This window comes from Sphingobacterium sp. UBA7253 (assembly GCF_002472745.1).
Classification (GTDB): Bacteria; Bacteroidota; Bacteroidia; order Sphingobacteriales; family Sphingobacteriaceae; genus Sphingobacterium; species Sphingobacterium siyangense.
In genome coordinates this window covers 457-25,276 of the sequence record NZ_DKSP01000245.1, presented here as the reverse complement: position 1 = coordinate 25,276, position 24,820 = coordinate 457, and the positions used below count along the sequence as shown (strand labels likewise).

Sequence of the window (24,820 nt, the reverse complement as noted above, 5' to 3'; positions counted from 1 at the left end):
TGGTTTGTTGTACACGAATATGGACGATTATAGGGTAGCAAAACGGCAAAAAGCTATGTAATATAGGTTTCTTCTTGTAAGCACTCTAAGTTGTTCTTTCGCTGTGCAGTACCCTTTAAATAATGGTATTCTTTCGAAAATATTCTTCTACTGGTTTTCAGGTATATTGCACCTCCTGCATGTTTTTGCGTTCTGTTTGGCAAAGTGTTTGATAAACACGTGTAAATATTTAGTAGAAACAAATTAATGTATTCAAGTTATGAAAATCAAAATGAAATTAATGTATGCAGTGGTACTGGCCTTGGTAACCTTCGCTTTTGTTGGATGCTCAAAGGACGACGATAATACTGTACCATCAGAGAACAAAGGGGCTCTTAAGGTTACAGTTACAACTTCTTCATCTTTCACTGTTGACGGTGGAGATGTGTCTGTATCTTGTGGGTCTGCGGGAGGCGATGCTAAGCCACAAACGTGGACTGTTAATGGAGCTGCAGGGACAACAGGTCAAGTGTTATATTCAGTTGAAAAAGAGTATTTTCAAGGAGGTAAAACTGCTGTTTTGGAATCACCGGCTAATTATTTGACTGCTAGTGTAAATATTTCTGCATTTACAATTAAGCAACCATTTACACTTACATACAAGGTTGAGCAGGGAGGGAAAGTAATTGTTGAGAAATCTCAGGAAATTAAATCTGGAGTAACTCCTATATCAGTCTCATTAACATATTAGTATGTTAGTATTTTCGAGATGTGTCTGTAGAAACTAAGTTGTTTTATTTTTTTAATACAAACTCAGGTTTTTTACAATCAATTTTTTAAGAAAAAGAGCGTTAATTTTGAATAATAACGCTCTTTTTTTATTCTTAACTCAACAACGTAAAATCAATCTGCCTTTTATCAAGATCCACTTTCTTCACGCGGATTTGAACCTCATCACCCAACTGGAATTTCTTTTTCTTCCTTTGGCCAATAATCGCATAGTTCTTCTCGTCAAGTACGTAAAAGTCATCGGTGATATCCCGCAGCCTGACCATACCCTCGCATTTGTTCTCTTCAATCTCCACATACATACCCCATTCAGTAACACCCGAGACAATACCCGTATATTCGGTACCAATTTGATCCTGCAAGTATTCTGCCTGTTTGTACTTAATCGATGCACGTTCGGCTTCAGCCGCTTTTTTCTCCATTTGTGAAGAATGTTCGGCCATTTTCTCGTAATGCTCCGCATTGATCTTGGTACCGCCCTCCAGATAGAATTGTAAAAGACGGTGTACCATCACATCGGGATAACGACGGATAGGAGAGGTGAAATGGGTGTAATAATCAAATGCGAGTCCATAGTGACTTGTCTTCTTTGTCGTATAGATCGCTTTGGCCATCGAACGTACCGCAAGTGAAGTCAGCATATTTTGCTCTTTGCTACCTTCTATCTTCGTCATCAGCGCATTTAAAGATTTCGCTGTTTCCTTATCCGTTTTGATGGTCAATTTATGACCAAACCGCGCTGCAAATTGAGAGAAAGTTGTCAGCGTCTCCGGATTAGGTACATCGTGGAACCGGTATACAAAAGTAAGCTTGTTTTTTCCACGGCCTTGTTTGCCAATAAACTCGGCAACCTTACGATTCGCCAATAACATAAAATCTTCAATCAGCTTGTGCGCATCTTTACGGACTTTGGTATATACCCCTGTAGGTTTGCCATTTTCATCCAAGGTGAATTTTACCTCTTCACTTTCAAAGGCTATTGCACCATTTTTGAACTTACGCTCCCGCAGAATATAAGCCAGTTCATTTAATTTCAGGATCTCTTCACTGAAATCACCCGATTTCGTTTCGATCACCTCCTGTGCTTCTTCATAACTGAAACGTCGGTCCGAATGGATAATCGTACGGCCGAACCATTGATCATGCACATTGGCTTTTTCGTCCAATTCAAAAACAGCCGAAAAACAAAGTTTATCTTCATGCGGACGTAGCGAACAGACACCATTGGAAAGACGCTCCGGAAGCATCGGAATAACGCGGTCAACCAGATAGACGGATGTGCCGCGGTTGAATGCTTCTTTGTCCAATTCTGTGTCGGGTATGACAAAATGCGAAACATCCGCAATATGAACACCGATTTCATAATTGCCATTCTCTAATTTTTGAAAGGAGATGGCGTCATCGAAATCTTTTGCATCCGCTGGGTCAATGGTAAAGGTCGTAACGTTTCTAAAATCACGCCGCTTTGCAATTTCTTCCGCGCTTATTTTTTCCGAAATCTGATTGGCTTCAGCTTCAACTTTTTTAGGGAACTCCAATGGGAAACCATAGTCGGCCAAAATAGCGTTCATCTCGGTGTTATTTTCCCCCTTGGTACCCAAAACATGTTTTACCGTTCCGACAGGATTTTTGCTCCCGCTTGGCCAGTCGATAATCGAAACAACCACTTTTTCCTTGTCCTTGGCTCCATTCAGATTGTCCAAAGGGATAAAAATGTCGTGTAACATCTTGCGGTCATCCGCAATAAAAAAAGCAAAATTGTTGGAGATACTGATCGTTCCCGTGAAATCAGTCTTGGCCCTTTGCAGGATTTCAACGACTTCACCTTCTTTTTTGCGGCCACCTTTTCTTTTTTCGAAGGTATGGACCTTCACAATATCGCCATGGAGTGCCTGTCTAAGTTTCCGTGGAGCGATATAGATGTCATTTTCAAATTCGTCATCAGGAATTACATAGGCAGAACCGTCTGCAGTCATATCTACTTTTCCTGTGACATAAACTTTAAGTTGTTTCAGATTAAATTTGCCGCGCTCGACCTCAATAAAAAGCCCATTTCTTACATTATCATGTAAAATATCGGCTATAGCAACTTTTGAGTCATTATCGGTAAGATTCAATTTTGACGAAACTTGTTTATAGTTGAGCGGCTTATTACCCGATTTTTCGAAGATATCGATAATCAGTTGTGTTAAGACCTCTTTATATGGATTTTCTTTTCTTGTTTTCATCCAATTATTATTTGTTAATTATTCATTTGCATCGATTTGCGGCAGTCTTCCTATTGCAGCGAAATGGCTGTGATAGCGAATTTGTAAATTCAGCCGATACAATAGATCATGAGCGAGCCGTACATCAAGATCGATGCCACTACAATGTACGAAAAAAACAGCATTTGAAACGACAATAACGAGCTAAACGGAGCATCTTCCGATAGCCAATGTATAGACAGTTCAGCCGAAAAATAGTTTTGGATTCGTACAGCCTGATTTACTTTTTGCAATGATTGCACACACCAAGTGCATTTACGGCTATCGCTTCGAGACTGAAGCCTTCTGGGATCGATACTTTTGGTAAGATCATATCTTCCAGACAGTACACAGAATTGCATACCCGGCAAATAAAATGTACGTGTTGGTCATGATGATCATGTTCTGAACAGTTTGTCGAACACATGGCGTAAGTAGCTGTACCGTGTAGATCAAAGATTTTATGGATAATCCCTTTCTCTTCAAAGCTGGCCAATACCCGGTATAATGTGACACGGTCAATATCCTTGCCCAGTAATTTTTCCAGTTCCGGCTGCGAAATTGCAGACTCTTTCCTCGAAATAATTTCAAGTACCTTCAACCGGGGTTGGGTAACTTTTAAACTATTTCGTTTGAGAATTTCTGGATATACAGTGTTGGAATCTTCCATGGATTTCTTCGTTAAGCCTTAGATCAAATACAAACTAAGAGAAATTTACTTTTATTTGCAAGTTTAAAAACTATCCGACGAATTTATTCATCGTATTTTTTCCCTTTGCATAGACCATTAACGAACAGAAATGGGCCATTTCCTTTCTCAAAGATGCTTTTGACAGTACAAAAATACGGAATCTAATAAAAAAAAATAAGAAAACCGATAAGTTTAAGATTCGTGTCATCTTACTTATCGGTTTTCGTTACTATATCGAAATATAGGAATCTTATTTGCCTGCAGCTTTAGCGTGATCAGCTAAGAATGTCGCTAGACCGCTGTCTGTCAATGGGTGTTTCAATAACGCTAGGATCGCTGATAAAGGACCTGTCATAACATCAGCACCGATTTTAGCACATCCTAAAATGTGTGCACTGTGACGTACAGAAGCAGCTAAAATTTGTGTAGGATAGTTGTAGTTATCATAGATTAAACGAATATCTTCGATCAACGCTAATCCATCTGTAGAGATATCATCCAAACGACCGATAAAAGGAGATACATAGGTTGCCCCAGCTTTAGCAGCCAATAGTGCCTGACCAGCTGTAAATACCAATGTACAATTTGTTTTAATACCTTTTTTGCTGAAATATTTAATTGCTTTTACGCCATCTTTGATCATAGGGACTTTAACAACTATCTTGCTGTCAAGAGCTGCTAACGCTTCTCCTTCTTTGATCATTTCTTCATAATTTGTAGAAATAACTTCAGCACTGACATCGCCATCAACGATTGCACAGATCGCTTTATAATGGTTGATTACGTTTTCATCACCGCTAATACCTTCTTTAGCCATTAAACTTGGATTGGTTGTTACCCCGTCTAATACGCCTAAGTCTTGGGCTTCTTTGATTTGCTCTAGGTTCGCTGTGTCAATAAAAAATTTCATTGTATATGTTATTGAATGATAATTATTTGATTATTCTAAAGTTCGAAATAATGATGCAAAGTTATTGATTATATTCCAGTATTGAAGCATTGATTTTCACCTATTGTATCTTTATTTTAGCAAAAAGGAATCTCTTCTCCTAATTTTTTGTTATACTTTTAATATAGTATTATCTTTACATATGCAGGTTTTTCGTTCGCTCCATTATAGAAATTTCCGGTTACATGTTATAGGTCAAGCAATTTCCCTTATGGGAACTTGGATGCAGCGGATAGCCATCAGTTGGTTAGTCTATGAATTGACCGGATCTGTGTTTTGGCTTGGTTTTGTGCAGTTTATCTCCCTATTGCCTTCTTTGGTCCTGTCTCCATTTATCGGCAGTTTTGTCGATAAGCATAAAAAGTATAAATTGGTTCTGATAACCCAAATTGGTTTGATGATACAGGCTGGGATCTTGACCTTGGTCGTTTATCTGAAATGGGAGAGTGTCTTATGGCTTTCCATCTTAGGTCTTATACAAGGAGTTATTAATTCCTTCGATGTTTTGGGGCGTCAGTCGCTCATGATGTATTTGGTTGGGGACCGTAAAGATCTGCCGAATGCCATAGCGCTGAATTCAACAATTTTCAATGGCGCACGAATGTTGGGCCCTGCTATAGGCGGTATTTTACTGAGTACATACGGTGAACTCGTTTGTTTTGCCCTGAATTTTATCAGTTTTGTTCCGGTTATTATTACATTATTGATGATGAAGGTCGATGAAACACATGTTCAACTGAGCAAGGGAAGCAATTGGGAAGGCTTGGTCGAAGGCTTTCGTTACCTCAAACGTTCACCGCACATCTCCTCGCTGATTATTATCATGACATTCTCCAGCTTGATCGTTATTCCGTATACCTCGTTGCTGCCTGCCATAGCAAAAGAAATGTTTCATGGTGATGAACGTACGTTCTCCTGGTTTGAAAGTGCGGCCGGCCTGGGTGCCATGATTGGTGCTTTTAATATGGCCCGTTTAAAATCGGGTACCAATTTGCGCTATCAGGTGATGGGGGCTGCTGCGCTTATGGGAGTTGCATTATTGTTTTTGGCGCATTCGAGTATGCTGCAGATGGCACTCGTCTATGTGATGTTGGTATCCTTTGCCATGATGATGCAAAACTCAAGTATCAATACATATATTCAGACGCATGCCATACCGATCTATCGTGCTCGGGCAATCTCGTATTACGTCATGGCTTTTCAGGGGATATTTCCCATTGGTACATTGATGATAGGTTCCTTAGCCAGTTACTGTGGGCTTCGAACGACATTATACGTCATGGGGGGACTGGGGATATTGATTGCAATTGTGTACTATAGCTATCTCCGGCTCCATATCCACAAACGTCTATTTAAGTTTTAATTTCCGGGTTCTTAATTTTAAGGTGCGCTTTGCATAATCAATGACAGCGCCATAGTCTGCAAAAATATCTCCACCCAATACGCCGATCACTGGTTCGAGATCCATCTGCTGATAGGCATAATTGATCGAGCTTAAATCCAATACCGCAGTATTTAAGTTTTTTATCTGCCATTCACCTAATGTCAGACTCGGAATTTTTATATTGAAACTCTCCATTGAATTGGTGCCAAGTCCTGTTGATAATGTTTCTGAAGGTTCAAGCTGCAATTGGTCATCCAAAAGATGCCCCAATTGCGTTTTATCAAATACAGTTTTAGATGCGCCAGTATCAACTACCATCTTGAACGAACGATTATATATTTCTACATCGACTAAAATGTGTGTGCCCTGGCCTTGTAAATCCAATAATTGAAATGGTACTGTTGTCATATAGCCAAACATACCCAAAAATTCCCTTAAAAAAGAAATTTTAAAACCCGCAGTGCGTGTTGAACGTTCATAAAAAAAGCTGTTATTGATAGAATAACAGCTTTTTATCTCTTGATAGTTTATAAGCTACAGCTTATCTTTTTATTGTTTATGAGCTACAGCGCTTTTATTTCTTTCAGTACATTATTCATTGTACGTACTGCTTCTGCACTTTTATTGAATTTTTCTTTGTCCTCGTCATCGAGTTGAATGGGGACGATGCGATCCCATCCTTTTTTATTGATGATAACCGGTACGCCCAGATTGATATCTTCTTGACCAAATTCACCTTCCAAATAAACGGATGCTGTAAATAATTTTCCTTGATCACGTACGATACTTTCGACGACTGCAGCTGTTGCGGCTCCCGGAGCATACCAGGCTGAGGTGCCGATTAGGCTGGTTAATGTTGCTCCACCAACCATAGTTTTGTGTACAATTTCGCCTTGCTCTTCCGGGGTAAGGAAATCAGTGACTGGAATACTGTTCCACGTGGAGTGCTTGATGAGTGGTATCATTGTTGTATCTCCATGACCGCCAATGACAATGGCATTGAGATCGGCCGCAGAAGCATTCAGTTTTTCACTCAGTTGATATTTGAATCGTGCTGAATCCAATGTACCGCCCATTCCAATAATTCTATTCTTAGGCAATCCACTTGATTTAAGTGCTAGATAGGTCATGGTATCCATGGGATTAGATACGATAACAATGATAATATCCGGAGAATGTTTTACTAAGTTTTCGACAACCGACTTGACAATATTGGCATTTGTCCCAATCAATTCTTCGCGTGTCATTCCAGGTTTACGTGGAATCCCCGACGTAATAACGGCAACAGTTGAACCTGCAGTTGACAGATAATCATTGGTTACCCCCTTGATTTTTGATTCAAAACCCAATAATGCGGCAGTTTGTGCCATATCTTGCGCTTTGCCTTCTGCAAAACCTTCTTTAATATCCAATAATACAATCTCCTCTGCGACATTTCGACGGATTAAATTGTCCGCTGTAGTTGCGCCTACAGCTCCAGCACCAACAATAGTTACTTTCATATGTAAATTATTTGTTTATTCATGAGCTAATTGTCCGCTTAAGTATATACATCTGCCTTTTAATTATATAGCTGCCTTCGGCGGTTTTTATGCCACATCGCATACCCGGTCCATCTTCACGAATGCTTGTACTTTTTTATATGGATATTTCATGAGCATTTATGTGGATTATTAAATAATTCTTGAATTTAATCAATTATTGTCAGTAAATCAATGTATTTAGCGGGAATAACTTGTTTTTTGACATAAGAAATAGACCCCTCCAAAATCGATGACTTTTATAAAATAGCAAAAAAAAATAACAGGCCTGAAATTCGTTCAAGCCTGTTATTTCTATCGTGTAAAATCAAATTTGAAATCCTAGAACGGATAGCCGATGGCTAGGTTGAACATCAAATTATCCTTTCTCCATTTTGAACTTCCAAAGTCGATATCCTTAAATACCCAACGTTCTCCTTTTGGAAGATAGGGAATGCGGAAAGGTATGGACATATCTGTACGAATGATCAAAAACGTAAAGTCGAAGCGTAATCCAGCTCCACCGCCGACGGCTAATTCATTTAAAAAGTTCTTGCTGAACTTACCACCCGGCTTGTTGACATCATCCCGTTGCAACCACACGTTCCCGGCATCAATGAATGCTGCCCAATGAACAAAGCCTGCTAATTTAGCTCTGTATTCTGTGTTAAGTTCCAATTTGATATCACCGGTCTGGTCGGCATAGAAGAGGCCGTTGCTTAATTTTTCAGGGGCAACTGTTCCTGGTCCAATTGCACGAGCACCAAATGCACGGATACTGTTAGGTCCACCCACATAATATTGTTTTAAATAGGGAAGTGACCGAGAGTTACCATAGGAATAGCTTAATCCTAAACTGACCCGAGAAGCAAGCTGCGAATTCTCCGACAATTTGAGATAGTGTCTGCCATCGCCACTGATCTTGATATATTGGGAGAAATAAGCATCGAACAATTTGAACGTTTTCCCTTTATTGAAATCAGCTCCTTTTATCAAACCGAGTATATTCCCCGAGAGGTCCAGGTTGCCTTTGAAATAAAATGTATTTTTCAAATGCTGCTTCATCGTATTTTGAAACGTGAAGTTATAATTTGGGCCAATCGTAAATTGTGGATCTATTGCGTGCCTTAACGCCGGAATAGTATCCATTTGTTTTTGGTAGTTTTCAGAAATACCTTTAGGCTGAACATAGGTAATCTCCATTAACGCAAGATCGTGCTGCTTCTCTTCAGACTCCTGCCAGATATAACCGTAATCCAATGCGATGGAATTTAAGGTATATGCTTTGCGGCGATTTAAAAATTCATAGCGGCCTTTGACATAAGTCTTCGGAATAAAACGTCGCGTAGGAGAAATCCTTCCAAAAGGGGACAATATCCGCGGGAAAGTCAGTGTAGCCTCCATCCCGTAACGGTAATAACTCGAATTGAGGTCAGCTGATCCACCGGTCTGGGTTTCATAACCACCGAATACATTAAAACTTAACTGCTCTGCGCCTTTAAATGCGTTGCGTAAAGTCCAGTTGACATTAACTTCTGTACCATTGTATACCGAAGCCATTTTTCCCAAAAGTTCCACACGGAGTGATTTTTTTGGCAATGGGGTTAAGTAGTAGTAGACGTCTAGTGCATTGGGAACTTCTTTGCTGTCAACAAAGTTATTTTTGACAAATTTCCAGCTATTGAGATTCACCAGATGGCTGATGGTTTGGTTGTGGGCATTACGGTTGTAGACGTCGCCGGGGTGGAAGAAGATATGATTCGCGATAACAGGCTTTCTATAAAGATGCTGGCGGTCTATAAAATAGTAGCTGCTATCATATAGTTCCGCGTTACGGGTGGATCGCTGATAACCGGTGCTTGTTTCCGTGTAGTTCGGGTAAACGTAGATTTTATTGATCTTTGACGGTACCCTCGCCTGTGCCGGTGTTTCCTTCTTTACAGTAACATACATGTCGACCTTGTTGTTCCGGTGTGAACTGTCTACCTGAACCAGGATGTAATCAGGGCTGAAATAATAATACCCTTTATTTTTGAGGTCATTGTCGATGCGGTCACGCTCATTTAGGATAACATCAAGGCTATAATTTTTGCCCACCTGTAAGAGACTTTGATCGGAGCTCGAACGAATATCTTTACCCAGCTGTGTGGTGCTGTCAATATCAAATTGAACAGATCTTATTCGGTAGATAAAATTTGGCTTGGCCGTATAATTAACCGTTGCTTTTTTGTTTTCAACTAAAGTGTCGGATTTTACTTCAGCATTAAAGAAACCAAAATTCTCCAGACGATTACGCAGTAGATTTTCATTGTACTCGCGATTGACATCGCTCAACAATACCGGTTTCTCACCAATTTTCTTGAAAAATTTTTTAATGATATTATTCCCTACAGAATCGCCGGCCATATTGTTGAAGTACAACTTGAATGGTACGCCAGCTAGACGTTTATTGGGTTTGGGCATCAATGCCGCTTCTAAATGCGTCGCAATCTTTTCCTTGTTTTCCTTGGAGATGGTGTCCGAATCGATTATCACGTTGCCTTTAACATATAAGCTTTCTCCTTCTTTCAGATTCTTGGTTGAAGAACAGGATGCTAGAAATGCAGCGCATGAAACTATTCCAACAATATACTTTAGTTTAGCTTGCATGATAACTCCTTTCCTCATCTTCATTTTTTATAGCTGTCGTTCTGATGGTATCTATAGTTGATTTTGGACTATCGCTTTTCGGCGTGTTTTTACTGGAGTCCAACTGTTGTTTACGTTTCTCTTGTTCTCTTTCCTCCATACGTTTTCTGTACTCAGGGCTATGGGTCATCAAACTATCTCTGATGACTGTGCGTACGCTATCACGATACACTGAATCGGTTTCCATACGTTCCACATCAAAACGTTTTCTGAAACCTTTGCTATTCGTGTCATAGTACGCTTTGAGTTTTTTCGAACTCATCCAGATTTCCCGGAACCTGTTGTAATCCATATTGATGATAAATCCGATACCTGTTTCTACATATTGGCCTTGGAGCGTAACCTGATATTGATTTTTACGATATACCCGTGCAAAATAACGGCCATCTTGCGAAAGTTGATAATCCAATTGGATATCCCCAGCAATATTGTTGGCGGTTTCTCCCGGACGTGTATTTCCTTCAACCTCAAAATTAGAACCAACGGTAATTTTTAGACGATCATTTAAAAGCATTTTAGATACACCGATATTCAGATCTGTTCGGGTTTGGCCCGCTCCAGTAGCATAATCTTCCTCCGAAGTTAAGTTGAAATCCAGTTCTACTCCGGTGATAAGCTCGGAGGCAAGGCGGTTCAATTGACCGCTCAGGAATGAACTGATGCTATTTCTGACAATGGCTTCTGTGCCGCCCCCACCGGATAAACTTTCAAATGGATTGGTCGACATAAAGCGTCCTAAAACGATGAGTGAAAAGACCTGTTTGTTAAGTTCAGATGGATTTTCACGCAAGGTGGTCAATGCGTTATTTACTTTGCTGATCACATCTTGGGAAACAACGGAGTTGTTTTCGTCCAAGTCGATATCAAAATTCAGTTGCGGTTGGAACAATTTGTCTGTAATCTTCAACAAGACATTGAAAGGAATACGTTGCTTGTATAAATTAGCGTTTTCTGATCCCAGTTGCGTCGCTACAAGCTCCAGCGTTGGAGCTTTGGTTGTGTATGCCGCTGTGATATTAAGCTGCGCATCCAAGGGATCTCCGTTCCAGGTGATCGTACTTCCTTTTCGGAATGTAAAATCTTTTTTTACGGGACCAAAACTGAATGAATAGCTCCCTTTGTCTACGGTAAATGTACCTGACAAGGTAATTTTGCTGCTCGCATCAATGCCTGCGTTCAGTTCCGCTTCTCCTTGGATATTCAGTGCATCCTGTGAACCGGCATCCAAGAGGATCTTAAATTTGGCATCTTTATCCGTTTGAAGATTCAGATCTACGTCGATTCCCGTCAGACGGGTTACGGTCATCGAATCTAATTTTGCAAATACGTTGGCTCTTGTGGTATCACTCTTATCAACAAATTCGACAACACCTTTACGATCGGCCATCCCGGGATCTTCGTTTGGCATAACAAAGGTGAAATCGGTATCATCTAATACCTTGATTGTACCATCAACGATAGGCTTATCAAGATTTCCCCGAATGCGAAGGTTCGAGGTAAGATACATTTTACCATAGAACATATCGTTGTCGCTTTGTGTTGAATTGAGCACCTCAAAATTGTCCGTATTGATATTGAGATTAAAATCAAAATCAGTATACGTTTTGGTTTCTATGGATCCTGTTACCTTGGCAATATTTCCTTTCTTGTCTTCTAATGCAAATTTAGGGAAAGTAATACCCCTTTCATCCAGATGAATGGTTTCATCTTTAGCTTTGAAAAGTGCATTCAACATAGCAATATTGAATTGTGCATCTTTAAACTTCACATCGCCGTTAATGAGTGGTTTGGATGGTGATCCCGTTATTTTTAACTGGCCTTCAAGATTTCCTTTCGAGTCTTTTAGATAACCCAAACTGAATGCCTGAACTGTCTGCATGGAGAGTGGCGCAATATCCAAGGTGAAATCCAGGGTTGCTTCTCCCTTTGGAGGATTGATAAAATCACCACTTAATACGACATTGTTGCCATTTTCACTGATACTGATATTCGCATTATAGGTGTTTTCCTTTTCATTGTTAACTTTTATGTTGACATTCCCGACAGTATCTTGTCCAATATAGAATTTGTCGATCACCAGATCGGATACAAAGACAGGGCTACTTTCCAAACGTGATATGGTTGCCTGACCATTAATCCCGCCGCCAAGATCGACTGTTTCACTTTCAAGCATTTTACTTAATGTCTCAATGCGGAAATTTTTAAAGGCAATGTTGAGTGGCGAATTGAGCACACTATCCTGCGATGATATACTCAGCTCTTGTCCTTTATTACTTAAGATAAAGTCATTGGCCTGAATACCCGTGCTTCCAAATTTGAGCACGTTGTTTGGATTTATCGTCCACTTGTCGTAGTTCAGCATAAGGCCATCCTGAAGTAGGCTAAAAACAAACGCTCCATTATCAACGCGCATATTGGCGCCCAAATGATACTGCTCTTTCTCTTTCTTGTCTTTAATCCAAAGGCCAAAATCCAAATTGTTTTGAATGACTTTACCACTGAAGACTGTATTCACCAGTTCGATATTGCTCACCTTGATTTTATTGATCAAGGCCGAGTAGTAAAGTGTACTGTCCAAGGTATTAATATCCAAGGTGATGTTATTGATTTCGGTGCCACTATAGGTGATTTTAGGGGCATCCAATTTCGCAAGAATAGTTTTTGACTGACTATTGAACATACCATCCAACGTAATATCAGACATTTCCGTTAGTTCTGGAAGAAAATCCTTTACAAATTTAGTCCTGGTCAATTGGGCGGAAAACTCAATATTCTGAGGCTCATATTTGGGAACTTTAACACCTTTTCCCGGCTGGTAGTATACCTGTAAAATGTCTTGAATGGCATTCTGCAACTCTAAAATTTTGTATTTTCCGACCAAATGGGCATTCAAAAAGTCTGATTTGAGTAGCAGCAAATTGCGGCTGGTATCGGCTTTTGCAACAAGTGAAATGCTGTCTAAAGTATAATATGCGTCGTTGTAAAGAATGGATGAATTGGTGATATGTGCCTCCCCATTTAAAAAATTCGGATCGGCTGAACTGAAATTGCCCACAAGTTTACCGTGGTATTTGAGATCGTCGTCCATTAATTTTAAGTTTTTAAGATTAATGGTATCTACCATAAGCTCAAAATCCACCTGCGGATATTTGGACTTCATGTTGGCCGTTGCATTTAACTTCAATTGAATATTAGGGTCGGGACTAACCACAGAGGCTTTGATATCACCTTTATCGGCAGTGAGATTCATATCGATATTCTGATAACGATAACCCATCGCATCCATTCGATTTACTTTGCCATCAAAATTGGCGACAAGTTTCTTCGGATCTGTTCCATGACCTTTGATTTTTCCCTCAAATGAAAGTATGCCTAATGTACTGTCCATTTTCATGATCTTACCAATGTCAAAATCACGAATACTCACAAATGCATCATAGGTTGTATCGCGACCTATCATGCCTACTTTACCATTGAACTTGGCTGTTCCTTTCTCTGTTACCAGCGAAAGATTGGTGTTAAAGGCATTCATCCCACCATTAAAAGTTCCGGTAAGGCCGATCGTATTGGGCAACTCTATTCCGCTAGGAAGCATTTTTTTTGAAACCAGCTTTTCGATATCCGAACGTCCTGTGGTCAATTTCTTTAAATTAAGATCCATTGACATTTTATCGACGTTGGGTAGACCCTTTAAATGCAGACTTGCAATGACACGTGTATTGGACAGGGTTTGGAAATCAATTGCCGGAATATTTAAATCATTTACCTTACCCACAACGCGACCATCAATATTAAACTTTTTGTCCATCAATGGTTTCATCACCTGCATGGTATCCAAAAAAGGAGCAAAATAGTAGATGTCGCGCATATCTACGTGGCTCTTTTTGATCGTTGCATTGACATAGATCAGCTCTGGCTTTTGGGCAATAATATCCAAAGATGGATAGGTTACTTTTAAGTAATCACGCAGTAGGGTACGTGGTGTTTCTGCGTACAGGTTTTTGATCTCCGCGCCGGTATTTGTATACTTAAAATCCCCTTTCAATTGCTTGATCACAAACCCGGAATGATCAGAGGCTACAAGCTCTTTTAATGATCCGCTGATCGAATCGGCGCTATAGTAAAGATCATTTAAACTGGTTTTCATTCCAGGGATCTTAATATTGAAGTAATCAAAGCCTTTCATACGGGCCTGATTGTTGTCTCTATACGCTAAGCTTGTATTGTTGATTTGGATTTCTTTGGCTGAGACAACCCAGTTTATTTTGGTGGTATCCGCGGTGTTTTTCGCTTCTGTGTTTACTTTTTTCTGGATCTTTCCAAAGAGCACATTATTGTCTGAACCGTCAAGATTGATCGTTTGAATATCGACAAGTTCTTTGTTAAGGTCGATCTTGTTAATGTCTGCATGAAGATTTTTGATATAAAATTTTGTATTCAGCAGACTGGATTGATCCTCATAGCGCACTAAGATATTGGTCAGGTCAGCAATCTGTATACCGACATCGGGAAGCAAGGTGGTTACTTGTGCCGTTTTATCTGTAATGCCAAAATCTTTGACCGTGGGTGCCGTGCCATCAACAACTGGTCGCCATTGTTTCACTGTGGCACTCAGACCATCTATCTTCACTTTGGGCAGATTGAAAGCCATGTTTTTTGTGAGGTCGAACTTCTTGACGTTGGTATTTAGGCTGTTCAGGTAAACATCAGCACTCGTTCCAATAACATCATCGGCATAGACAATATGAAATTTATCAAATTTGACCTTATCAAGGTTAAATAGAAGGGCTGAACTGCTGTCTGCAGTCGGTTTGCTTTCCTTTTGAGAAGCGAAAGCTTTAACAATATAATCAAAGTTGAATGAACTGTCCGGCAATGTACGGCGGATTTTTGCGGTGATTCCTTCTGCTTCAATGCTTTGAATTTCAACGGTATTTTTCAGAAGTTTTAGCATGTTGATATCGACAGCTATGCTTTTTCCTGCTACTAAGGTATCCTTGCTTTGGTCAGCTAAATAGATGTCCTCTAAAACCAGTTTTTTAGGGAAATCAATATTAATGTAGCCAATTTTAACGGGGGTACCGATCTTACCTTCCACATAGTGTGTTACTTTTCCAGCAATATAATTCTGAACGGAGGGTATTCTGATTAAAAATACGATTAAAATAGCCAGCGCAATTATTACTCCAATAATCCACAATATTGTTTTGAAAGCAATTCGGGTAAATCTGTTCAACGTATAATTTGATTTAAGTATCTATTAATAAAAATTAAAACGGAAAAAAGTTTGCTAAGTTTTCAGATATATAACGTATATCGCCACGATTTCAGCAAACTAAGGTAAATTTGCGTGTAAATGCAAGTTTAATTTATGTACTATACTTGCTAGCAAATATTAGACAGCTCTTCATTTCCCTTGTATAAAATCATTTTATCGTGGGAATGTTCTAAAAACACATCAAATAATTGACCAAACCATTCTAGTCGTACAAAGTTTTTTGTTTTTTAATTTTATGTTAATAAAAACATTAAATACCTATCAATTTGTCAAAGTAATAGGTATTTAATAGATGCATTATCCTGCTCGATATTCGTTTGGAGAAGAATATAAGCAATTATTCCATCAGTTTTTTATACTTGCCCCAGTTTTCGAATACCACCCATAGCCAAATAATGAAAAGTACAGCCCAAATAATTAGTCCCATTTGGCTGTAAAAAATCATGTTGTGGGTAAAAATACCAATGAGTATGGGGAAGATGACCAGTGCACCCAGTGTTCTCGTTTTTGGGAAAATAAACAATAAACCGCCCAAGAGTTCGATGATTCCAACCAGTGGCATTAGCCATTTGATCGTGGCAAAAGCCTCAAATACTTTTTTCATGTCCATATCCATTGGTGGCGTAGGCATATAATGAAAAAGTTTATCCAGCCCTGCATTGATGAATAGCAAGGCAAATAAAATACAAAGTATATTTTTAAAGATCTTCATAACGGTCAATTTTAAATTGATTATTTTACGGTTATCGTTGTAGGGGGATCAGTGCTGTTATCTTCTTTGTCTTTTTCTTCCTTGTTTGTATTTCGTTCTACGGTGATCGTACATTCTGTAAGCAATGCGGCTACAGCACCGATTGCAGCAAAAACAGGTGCTAAGATCAAGCCTATGGCACCAACAGTTACTGGAAAGCTCATGATTTCTTTGCCATGTTTGTCCGAAATGCTGATTTTGCTCACATTGCCCTCAGCAATGATTTCTTTGATCTTTTGTAAAAGGTTTTCACCGTTAATCTGAAATGTCTCTTTGAATCCCATAATGATATAATTTAAGTTCGCTCCTATAAAGTTATTCATTTTTTTACAGGAATTTATATAAAGTTATCAGCATGGTTGATCTTTGGTTAATTATAAACTGTAGGGTTATTTTGGAATAGGGCAAAGCGCTTTGCTTCTTGTTTCAAAAGTTTTTATCGTATATCCTTGTCCTATATATTGCCTGTGCATGACGGATCAAAATTTACTTGAGTCGTCTGTTGGGCTCTTTCGTGAAAGCTCGTGCTCTTCGTGGGGTACAATTGTCAATCAAATTCGCTCTTAATACGTTTTTTTATCGGATATACTTCGGATATTTAACGGAGCTTATTCGCTGGCAACCGAAGAAGCACCGAAGAAGCACCGAACGAGCTCCGAAGAAGTACCGAACAAGCACCGAATGATCACCGAATTTGATCGCTCGTTAAACATAAAAAAGTCCCGTGCATTGCACGGGACTTTTCGAGATTTATAGCGTAACTGTTAACCTAATGCTGTTAAGCTTTCTTGAAGAATTTTAATCTTCGCTTCGGCATCAGCCTTTTTACTTTTTTCGTTTTCAACAATTTCAGGTTTAGCATTTTGCACAAACCGTTCATTGGAAAGCTTTTTGTCTACAGATACAAGGAAGCCTTTTAGGTATTCCAATTCTTTCTCGATACGCTCACGTTCAGCATCCGCATCAATATTATTTTCCAACGTAACATAACATTCGTCTTTGCCAGCAAGGAAACTTGCGGCACCAGCTACTTTCTCAGAAACAAAAGTTACGCCTTCCAAGTTTGCAATCTTGGTGATGATATCAATATATTGCTCCAGGTTGACGTCCGATTGTTGATTGATCGCTAATGGTAAAGCAACTTTAGGGGAGATACCTTTAGAATTGCGAATATTCCGAACTTCCGAAATAATCTGTTGAGCGATAGCGAAATCTTTTATAAGCTGCTCATCAAAATCATTCGCTGTAGGATAAGGGGCTACGATAATGCAATCTTTCTCGTCTTTCACACCGAACAGTTCGTCATGCCACAATTCTTCTGTTAGGAAAGGCATGAAAGGATGTACTAAAGTGAGTATACGTTGGAAAAAAGATTTTACTGTTGCTAAGGTTTCGCTAGAAATAGGGGAGCCATAAGCCGGTTTCACTAATTCAAGGTACCAGGCACAGAAGTCATCCCATACCAATTTGTAGGTTGTCATCAATGCATCTGATAAACGATAGTGTTTGAAGTTTTCTTCGATATCGACCAAGGCTTGATTTAACCTTGCTTCAAACCAAGATGCCGAAATCTTATCTGAATCCGAAGCTGGAGTAGCTGTAATTTCCCAGCCTTTAACCAAGCGGAATGCATTCCAGATCTTATTGGCAAAATTACGGCCCTGTACACAAAGTTCTACATCAAAAGGAAGGTCATTACCTGCTGGAGCAGTCAATAACATTCCCATCCGCGTAGCATCTGCACCATATTCATTCATTAAATCAATCGGATCAGGAGAGTTGCCCAGTGATTTAGACATTTTACGGCCCAGTTTGTCGCGTACAATACCCGTGAAATAAACATTTTCAAAAGGCAATTGTCCGCGGAATTCATATCCTGAAACGATCATACGTGCTACCCAAAAGAAAATGATGTCTGGGGCAGTGACTAAATCTTGCGTAGGGTAATAGTAGTTGATTTCTGCATTTTCCGGTTCGTTGATGCCATTGAAAACCGAAATTGGCCATAGCCAAGCTGAAAACCAGGTATCAAGCACATCCTCATCTTGACGTAGATCGGTCAATTGAAGCGTTGTATTACCTGATTTTTCCTGCGCTAAAACAAGGGCTTCTTCAACCGTTTGTGCAACCACAAAGTCTTCGTTTCCATCGCCATAGAAATAAGCCGGTATTTGGTGCCCCCACCACAATTGTCTTGAGATATTCCAGTCGGTAACATTCTCCATCCAATTGCGGTAAATATTTTTGAATTTCGTCGGATGAAATTTAATGGTATCGTCCATGACGTTATCTAATGCAGGTTTTGCCAAGTCTTCCATTTTAAGGAACCACTGATTAGAGATTTTAGGCTCAATAACAGCACCTGTTCGCTCTGAAGTTCCAACATTATTGGTATAGTTTTCAACTTGCTCCAATAATCCTTTTTCCTCCAGCTCTTTCTCGATTTCCTTGCGGACTTTAAAACGATCCATACCGGCGTAATGCAGGCCATTGTCGTTTAGTTTTGCTTCGTCGGTAAAGATGTCGACAAATTCCAGGTTGTGCTTTTTACCTAGTGCGTAGTCATTCACATCATGCGCTGGAGTAACTTTAAGGCATCCTGTACCAAACTCCAAATCGACATATTCATCTTCAATGATGTTCACTTTTCTACCAACGATCGGCACAATGACTTGCTTTCCTTTTAACCAGGTGTAGCGCTCATCATTGGGATTGATACACACGGCTGTGTCACCAAAGATGGTTTCAGGACGGGTAGTCGCCACAACAATATATTGATCTGTTCCCTCAACCTGATATTTCAGGTGGTATAATTTGCCGTTTTTCTCTTTATAAATAACCTCTTCGTCTGAGATATTTGTTTTTGCTTCAGGATCCCAGTTGACCATGCGGTAACCACGATAAATCAATCCTTTATGATAAAGATCGACGAATACGCGGATAACAGATTGATATAGCTCCGGATCCATGGTAAAACGTGTACGATCCCAGTCACAGGAAGCGCCAAGTTTTTCGAGTTGTTTTAGAATAATACCACCGTATTTTTCCTTCCATTCCCAAGCATGTTTTAAGAAATCTTCACGCGATAAAGATCGTTTGTCAATTCCCTGTTCTTTCAACATAGCGACGACCTTAGCTTCAGTGGCAATGGAGGCGTGATCGGTCCCCGGTACCCAACAAGCGTTTTTTCCCTGCATACGTGCGCGGCGAATCAAAACGTCTTGAATGGTATTATTCAGCATATGCCCCATGTGCAATACTCCCGTGACATTCGGAGGAGGCATCACAATCGTGTAAGGTTCACGTTCGTCCGGGGTGGAACGGAAAAATCCATTCGCTTTCCAATAGCTGTACCATTTTTCTTCAGCTTCTTTTGGATTGTAAGTTTTCGCTATGCTCATTTTAAATTTTTGTATTCAAACTTTTAAGGAACACAAAAGTAAGGAATTCTATGTTATTTTCCTTAGTAATCCATTGATCTTGTTCTCAAACAAAAAGAAGTTATGAATAAAGGCTAAGCAATAAGTTTATTGAAGATCCTCCTAAGCAGAAGAGGTGGTTATTGAAGTGGTGTAAAGCATAACGCAGGATTTATACTTTTTTAATCTTTTCTTCATATTACTAAGTAATTAGCCCGTATTTCATGTAAATTAATGTAAATTTGCCTGTTTTATTTTTACACGAAGGGATGCAACGATTTGCTAATGAGCTTAGAGCTTTAACACAGTATTTTCTGTTCTGGTTAATTATCTGTTTTATAGATAGATTGATTTTTGTTACTGCTTTTTTTGAGAAAATAGGTTTTTCGAATTTTACGGAGATTTTCAGAATTTATTACCACGGTTTGAACCTGGATTTTTCTGCTGTTTCCTATATATGTGCGCTGCCGTTTCTTGTGTATTGCATGTTAAGTTTTTTCCCAAAACTGAAACCCAAACGGCTGATCCTGGATATCTATACCATTATTGTCCTGGTATTGTTCTTTGTGACAAGCTTTATCAATGTTAACATCTACCGGGAATGGGGTGACAAAATTTCTAAACGTGCCATCGATGCATTTTTTGCCTCACCTTCGGGAGCCGTAGCTTCGGCTGAGTCCACGCCGGTGTTTCTCCCCATCGTTGGGATGTTGATCGGTATATTCTGTGGTTATTTTCTGTACCGCTGGATGTTTAAAAAAGTCTCTTTTTTCAATATCAAATCTCCTGTAGGTAATTTTTTCAAACTGGCAATCGGAGTCTTTGTACTTTTCACGTTTATTCGCGGTGGTTATGGGAGAGCGACACTAAACCCTAGTAAAGCCTATTATTCCGAGGAAACGTTTTATAATCATGCAGCGGTTAATACCCAATGGTCTTTTTTACGGGATTTCTTTGCCGAAAGTACCAAGCTAAAAAACCCCTATAATTATTACGCGGATCAGAAGGATATTCAGGACAAGCTACGACCTGCCTTTCAAAGCCAACCTGATTCTGCCGTTGAGGTATTGTCAACGACTCGTCCGAATGTCGTTATTATTATGTTGGAAAGTTTTGTCGGCGATCTCATTCAGTCTCTTGGCGGGGAAAAGGGAATTACGCCACACATGGAAGAATTGATTAAAGGCGGTATTTTGTTTGACCATATTTATTCTGCTGCTGATCGATCCGATAAGGGCATGGTAGCGGTTTTGAGCGGTTTTCCGGCACAAGGACCCGAGAGTATTATCAAGTATATCGACAAACATGAAAATATGCCTGCCATTGGACAGGAGTTCGATCATGCCGGCTATGAAACATCATTTTATCATGGTGGTCAGAGCGAGTTTTACAATTTTAAATCGTATATGCTGACGCATGGGATGTCTAGGGTGGTGGATAACGCCAATTTTGGATTGGATGCAGAACGTGCCTCATGGGGTGTATATGACCATGTGGTCTTTAATCAGATGATCAAGGATTTTAAAAAAGAAAAACAACCTTTCTTTTCGACGATCTTTACCTTAATTAATCACGAACCATTTGAGTTAAAACACGGCTATAAATTTGGCAATGCTACCAATGCGGATAAATTCCGAAGTACGGCAAACTATACGGATTCAGCTGTTTTTGATTTTATCAATAAAGCTAAAAAGGAAGCTTGGTATAAAAATACCCTTTTCGTAATTGTGGCTGATCATGGACATCGCCTTCCTTCAGAAAAATGGGAGCTATTTCACCCCAATCGCTTTCATATTCCGCTGATCTTTTTCGGTGATGTGATCAAACCTGAATATCGTGGGAAAATATTCAATAGAATCGGCAATCAAACGGATTTGGCGACTACCTTATTGACACAACTGAAACTCCCTACAGATCGTTATCATTGGAGCCGGGATCTTTTTAATCCGACGACGCCTCAAATTGCATTTTACAATTCGAAGGATGCCTTTGGTGTGATTACCCCACAACAGGCGGTTTCTTTCGATAATGTAGGCAGAATTATCAATTACAGATCCAACAAGGAATATCCTGCTGGCAAAACAGACAGCTTATTGAATATTGGCAAAGCGTATTATCAAGACGTATATCGTGAATTTTTAAAATATTAGAGCTATGAAATTAAGAGGAGTATTTGCACCTTATTTTGCTGTCGCAATTCGTTTTATCTTTCTTTTAGTCATCTATGCGTTATTGCGATTGGGGTTTTATGGCGTCAATGCTTCCTTATTTCCTCATGTCGATGCAGGTAAGCTCTTGGTGATGTTTGCGGGTGGTATACGATTCGACATTGTAGCCCTACTGTATTTTAATATTCTTTATATTGTGATGCTGACTGTTCCAGGTCCGTTTAAATCGAATAAAATCTATCAAAAAGTTGCAAAATGGATCTTTGTCGTGACCAATTCAATTGGTATAGCGTTAAATCTGATTGATTTTGCCTACTATCCATTTACCCTAAAAAGGACGACAGGAACGGTAATTGACCAATTTTCCAATGAATCCAACCTGATGAAGCTGGCTTTTGATTTCTGTTTGGATTATTGGTATCTCATTATAGTGTTGGTACTGGTTGTGTATGGTTTGATTAAATCGTATAAGCTTATTCAGATTGAAAGGACTACGAAATATAGCTGGAAGTCATTTTTGATCCAATTGCCTTTATTTTTACTGACTGCTTTTCTTTTCATAGGTGGTGTGCGTGGCGGTTGGGCCCATAGTACCCGTCCCATTACATTGAGCAATGCGGGTGATTATGTGGAGACACCGGAAGAAATGAATATTGTGCTGAATACGCCATTTAGTATATTGAAAACATTGAAGGCTGTTAATCTTAAACCTGTCCATTATTATTCCGAACAAGAGCTTGAACAGTTATACAATCCTATTCATGTACCGCAATCAGACCAGCCCTTTGCGAAGAAAAATGTCGTCGTTCTGATTTTAGAGAGTTTTGCAAAAGAACATTTTGGTGAGTTGAATAAAGATATCCAAGGTGGAAAATACAAAGGTTATACGCCTTTTTTGGATTCATTAATCCGCAATGCTTACACATTTACAGATACTTATGCCAATGGCCGTAAATCAATTGATGCTTTACCATCAGTCATTACCGGCATTCCTTCCATTGGTGAGCCTTTTGTGCTTTCGATATATTCTGGAAATGAAACCACAAGCTTAGCGAAGCTTTTAGGGGAAAAGGGATATGAGACGGCTTTTTTCCACGGAGCACCCAATGGCAGCATGGGCTTCTCCGCTTATATGAAACTGGCGGGTATCCAGCATTATTTTGGTAAAAACGAATATAACAATGACGCTGACTTTGATGGTATATGGGGAATCTGGGATGAACCGTTTTTGCAATTTGTAGCGAATAAGGTCAACACATTTCATCAGCCATTTTTCGCTAGTTTCTTCTCTTTATCTTCGCATCACCCATTTAAGGTACCTGAAAAGTATCAGGGGAAATTTCCTAAAGGACCTTTGCCGGTACAGGAACCCATTGGATATACCGATAATGCGCTGCGTGAATTTTTTGCAACAGCATCGAAAATGCCCTGGTACAAGAATACCGTATTTGTTATCTGTGCAGACCACGCTACTGTAAGCTACCTGCCGGAATATCAAACGGCAGCAGGGGGCTTCCAAATCCCTATAATATTTTATGCACCCGGTGATAATCTAGTTGGCAAAGCGGATAAACTGGTACAGCAAATAGATATTATGCCTACTATTTTGAATTATCTGCACTATGATGAGCCTTATTTCGCATTTGGTTCAGATGCCTTCAAACCGGGTAAGGATAATTTTGTGCTTAATAATAACTCAGGGAGCTATAATCTCTACTATAAAGATTATATGATGTCTTATGATGGACTGAAAGTGACTTCATTTTATGATCTTAAGAAGGACCGCTTGATGAAACAGGATCTGTTAAAACAACATCCAGCGGTATTGGATACGATGGAGACCAAGATGAAAGCTTTTATCCAGCAATATAACAACCGTATGATTGAAAACAAGCTGACCTATAAAAAATAGCAGCCGGTTTTCTACCTGTTCAATTTAGCGCGAATGCTTCTATCGATAATAAACAAAACCAAATCATAGACGAGGTAGATCAGGGGTAAGGTAAAGATGACCAACAGGATAAAACCGCGGGACTTTTCGTCAAAGACTCCATTGACAAGATAGTTGGCCAGACTGGACCAAAACCAGATGAAGAAGTAGAAAGAGCTTGGAATGATTAGATTTCCAAGTAGGAGTGCATAGCGGTATCGGCCAGTTTTGTATTTTAGATAAATACAGCGGATATGCAGGCATAGCAGGCATATTGACCCGATCAGGGCGAGCAGCTCGGGATGTACCCAAAGAATTGCTTGTGCTAACATGGAGGTTTTTAAGCCAACTTCAATATGAAAACTCTCTTTCTTTTCTACCTGATCAATTCTCCAGTGAACAATGGAATCTGTTTGTAATTTGGCTGTTCCCAGATCCTGTGTAAGTACATCCATCTTCCCGTCGAGGTGCAGATACAGTTCAATCGGGCCAAAAGACGACCAGTACCTGGAAGGGAATAGGAGGTAGTCAATTTGGTATCTGGTCCGAATATCCCGTCGGTCATAGCCCATATAAGCGCTGTATTGAACCTGAATGCTGTTATCACCTTTGTGAAGCTTAGCGGTAAAATGAAATGCATCATTCAGCGAAATACTTTTCCATTCATCGCTGTCGTAGCTGATTTCATAATAGCCATCCTTTAAACGTAAAAAGGGAAATTTTGAACCGGGCTGATCCATTTTTTTTCCTTCAATTTCTTTCTGATTGACAAGGATGCGATCTAATCCGTCCATATTTAAAGCGAGAAATACCAGTGGCAATTCGATAGCCTCTTCTGCATGGATGTTATAGACAATGCTGAAGTGACTGCGATAGTCCGAATTATAATCAGCAGTGTCTGCCAAAAGATGAATGTCAATACGCTCATTGGTGACTTTCAGCTTTGCGGCAGGAACAAGCTGTCCTGTTATACTATGGGGGCTCATTGGATTTGCCATGTTGGCAAACAATGTCATTACAGCGAGTAA

Annotated in this window: 15 protein-coding genes; 4 read left to right on the top strand and 11 right to left on the bottom strand. The window is 39.6% G+C overall.

From position 1 onward, the window contains the following. Positions 1–259: 259 nt before the first annotated feature. Positions 260–730 (top strand): hypothetical protein, encoded by a 471-nt coding sequence (locus tag B2X72_RS25675; protein WP_088162892.1) that lies wholly within the window; start codon positions 260–262, stop codon positions 728–730. A 133-nt stretch (positions 731–863) separates the two neighbouring features. Here B2X72_RS25675 and rnr read toward each other — a convergent pair whose 3' ends face one another. The 3 genes from rnr to fsa all read right to left on the bottom strand — a co-directional run bounded on the left by rnr (position 864) and on the right by fsa (position 4,615). Next, a complete protein-coding gene (rnr, locus tag B2X72_RS25670; RefSeq protein ID WP_088162891.1) occupies positions 864–2,996 on the bottom strand; it encodes a ribonuclease R in 2,133 nt (710 codons plus the stop codon). A 259-nt stretch (positions 2,997–3,255) separates the two neighbouring features. Continuing rightward, the gene (locus B2X72_RS25665; RefSeq protein WP_075994111.1) at positions 3,256–3,684 is read right to left on the bottom strand and encodes a Fur family transcriptional regulator; all 429 of its coding nucleotides are present in this window, start codon (positions 3,682–3,684) and stop codon (positions 3,256–3,258) included. Positions 3,685–3,955: 271 nt separating this feature from the next. Next, the gene (gene fsa / locus B2X72_RS25660; protein WP_075994110.1) at positions 3,956–4,615 is read right to left on the bottom strand and encodes a fructose-6-phosphate aldolase; all 660 of its coding nucleotides are present in this window, start codon (positions 4,613–4,615) and stop codon (positions 3,956–3,958) included. A 181-nt stretch (positions 4,616–4,796) separates the two neighbouring features. On the opposite strand from fsa, the gene B2X72_RS25655 reads away from it, so the two are divergent. Then, positions 4,797–6,017, top strand: coding sequence for an MFS transporter (locus B2X72_RS25655; RefSeq protein WP_088162890.1), 1,221 nt, complete (start codon positions 4,797–4,799; stop codon positions 6,015–6,017). On the opposite strand, the gene B2X72_RS25650 is transcribed toward B2X72_RS25655, so the two are convergent. The 7 genes from B2X72_RS25650 to B2X72_RS25620 form a co-directional block, all read right to left on the bottom strand. Beyond that, positions 6,003–6,446, bottom strand: a complete 444-nt coding sequence (locus B2X72_RS25650; RefSeq protein ID WP_088163761.1) for a retropepsin-like aspartic protease — start codon at positions 6,444–6,446, stop codon at positions 6,003–6,005. The two genes, B2X72_RS25655 and B2X72_RS25650, sit on opposite strands and share 15 nt — an antisense overlap. A gap of 155 nt (positions 6,447–6,601) precedes the next feature. Further along, positions 6,602–7,540, bottom strand: a complete 939-nt coding sequence (locus B2X72_RS25645; RefSeq protein WP_088162889.1) for a malate dehydrogenase — start codon at positions 7,538–7,540, stop codon at positions 6,602–6,604. Between the two features lie 360 nt (positions 7,541–7,900). After that, on the bottom strand, positions 7,901–10,225 hold the full coding sequence (locus B2X72_RS25640; protein WP_244294493.1) for a BamA/TamA family outer membrane protein: 2,325 nt from the start codon (positions 10,223–10,225) through the stop codon (positions 7,901–7,903). Then, entirely contained in the window at positions 10,197–15,482 is a 5,286-nt protein-coding gene (locus tag B2X72_RS25635) for a translocation/assembly module TamB domain-containing protein (protein WP_286852033.1), read from the bottom strand. The genes B2X72_RS25640 and B2X72_RS25635 overlap by 29 nt, the downstream gene beginning before the upstream one ends. Before the next feature lie 379 nt (positions 15,483–15,861). Then, positions 15,862–16,236: a DoxX family protein gene (locus B2X72_RS25630; protein ID WP_075994106.1), complete on the bottom strand. Its 375-nt coding sequence runs from the start codon at positions 16,234–16,236 to the stop codon at positions 15,862–15,864. Positions 16,237–16,256: 20 nt separating this feature from the next. Further along, on the bottom strand, positions 16,257–16,598 hold the full coding sequence (locus B2X72_RS25625) for a DUF4342 domain-containing protein (protein WP_232475613.1): 342 nt from the start codon (positions 16,596–16,598) through the stop codon (positions 16,257–16,259). 441 nt (positions 16,599–17,039) lie between these two features. Continuing rightward, positions 17,040–19,676, bottom strand: a complete 2,637-nt coding sequence (locus B2X72_RS25620) for a valine--tRNA ligase (RefSeq protein WP_145328334.1) — start codon at positions 19,674–19,676, stop codon at positions 17,040–17,042. A gap of 503 nt (positions 19,677–20,179) precedes the next feature. Between B2X72_RS25620 and B2X72_RS25615 the strand changes: the two genes are divergently transcribed. Beyond that, positions 20,180–21,844, top strand: a complete 1,665-nt coding sequence (locus B2X72_RS25615) for an LTA synthase family protein (RefSeq protein WP_286736839.1) — start codon at positions 20,180–20,182, stop codon at positions 21,842–21,844. A gap of 4 nt (positions 21,845–21,848) precedes the next feature. Beyond that, complete coding sequence (locus tag B2X72_RS25610) at positions 21,849–23,774, top strand: LTA synthase family protein (protein ID WP_145328333.1); 1,926 nt, start codon at positions 21,849–21,851, stop codon at positions 23,772–23,774. Between the two features lie 11 nt (positions 23,775–23,785). Here B2X72_RS25610 and B2X72_RS25605 read toward each other — a convergent pair. Continuing rightward, a partial coding sequence (locus B2X72_RS25605) for a hypothetical protein (RefSeq protein ID WP_286852030.1) occupies positions 23,786–24,820 on the bottom strand: 1,035 nt, incomplete at its 5' end.